Annotated in this window: 1 protein-coding gene; it reads left to right on the top strand. The window is 67.9% G+C overall.

Annotated features, from left to right (window positions below):
• The first annotated feature begins 123 nt into the window (after window positions 1-123).
• Window positions 124-1,521, top strand: coding sequence for an IS1380 family transposase (locus AB0M27_RS47665; protein WP_365732443.1), 1,398 nt, complete (start codon window positions 124-126; stop codon window positions 1,519-1,521).
• The last annotated feature ends 160 nt before the right edge of the window (window positions 1,522-1,681 follow it).

Below are 1,681 nucleotides of genomic sequence, written 5' to 3' on the forward strand. Positions count from 1 at the left end.
AGCCTCGATCCACCGACCGATGCCTGTGGATGACGCTTGGGAAAATGAAGAAGTGCCTTGTGACCTGCGATGATGGGAGTTCTTCACGCTTCCACCACGCACAATCAGCAAGGCACTTCCGAGATGCAAGTTTCCCATACGTCGGCGGCGGTCTCCGCTGCGTTCGATGACCCGAATCTGATCGCGCAGGCTGGGCTGGTCCCGGTGATGCGGCTGGCCGAGCGGTGTGGTCTGCCGCGACTGGTGACGGAGAAGGTCAAGTTGACCAGGGTGACGAACGGCGCGGGTGCGGCGGCGGACGCGAAGGTCACCAGCATCGTGGCCGGGATGGTCGCGGGTGCGGATAGCATCGACGACCTCGACGTCCTGCGGCACGGTGCGATGCCGGCCATGTTCGCAGGTATCCGTGCGCCCTCCACACTCGGCACTTTCCTGCGCGCGTTCACCCACGGCCATGCCCTCCAACTCCACGCCGTGCACAGGAGGTTCCTGGGTGCGCTGGCCGCGCATACCCCGCTGCTGCCCGGGGCCGATCAGATGGCGTTCATCGATGTCGACTCCACCCACAAACGCGTCTACGGCCGGACCAAGCAGGGTGCCGAGTACGGCCGGTTCAAAGGCATCCGCACCCTCCACCCGTTGCTGGCCACGGTCTGCACTCCACAGTCCCGGCCGGTGATCGCCGGGGTGCGGATGCGCCGCGGCAAGGCAGCCGATTCCCGCGGCGCCCCGAAGTTCGTCAGCGAAGCTCTGACTACCGCCGCGGAGGCCGGGTGCACTGGCACCCGCATCCTGCGGGCGGACTCCCAGTTCTACAACGCCGGGGTGATCGCCGCCTGCCGCCGGGCCGGCGCCCACTTCTCGATCACGACCGGTATGAACCCTTCCATCAAGCGGGCCGTCCTCAGCATCCCGGGCAGGGCATGGCAGCAGATCACGTACCCGACCGCGATGCCCGACCCGGACACAGGAGAGCTCATCTCGGATGCCGAGGTCGCCGAGATACCCGCCTACACCGCGTTCGCCGGCCGGAAGAAGAGCGAGCGGGTCACCGCCCGGTTGATCGTGCGCCGGGTCCGTGACCTGGCCAAACCGGCCGTCGTGGGCGAGCAGGGCGAACTGTTCCCGGTCTGGCGCTACCACCCGTTCTTCACCGACAACCCCGCTCCGATGCTCCGGGCCGAGCGGGAACACCGCCACCACGCCGTCGTCGAACAGGTCATCGCCGACAGCAAAGCCTCCGCCCTGGCCCACCTGCCCTCAGGGCATTTCAACGCCAACGCGGCCTGGCTGACCCTGTGGGCCATGGCCTACAACCTGCTGCGGGCCACCGGCGCCCTGACCTCCGCCTTCCACGCCAAGGCCACCACCGCCACCCTTCGCGCCCACCTGATCCACGTCCCGGCCCGCCTCGCTCGCTCCGCCCGGCGCATCACCCTGCACCTCCCGCACAACTGGCGCTGGCAGCACGCCTGGACACACCTCTTCGACACCGTCCATGCCCCGCCCGAACCCGGCTGACAGCCCCTGCCCACCCCGCCCGCCAGGGCCCGACCGGAACCGAACCGTGGAAAAGCTGGGCAGACCAGCGGATACCACCTGCCCAGGCACAGACACCGACCCGGAACCCGCTCAAAAACCCATCAGAAGATCCATTTCAGGCCACGTCGGTGGAACAAGG

The sequence above is a fragment of the Streptomyces sp. NPDC052107 genome, assembly GCF_040680215.1.
In the GTDB taxonomy this organism is placed as follows: Bacteria; Actinomycetota; Actinomycetes; order Streptomycetales; family Streptomycetaceae; genus Streptomyces.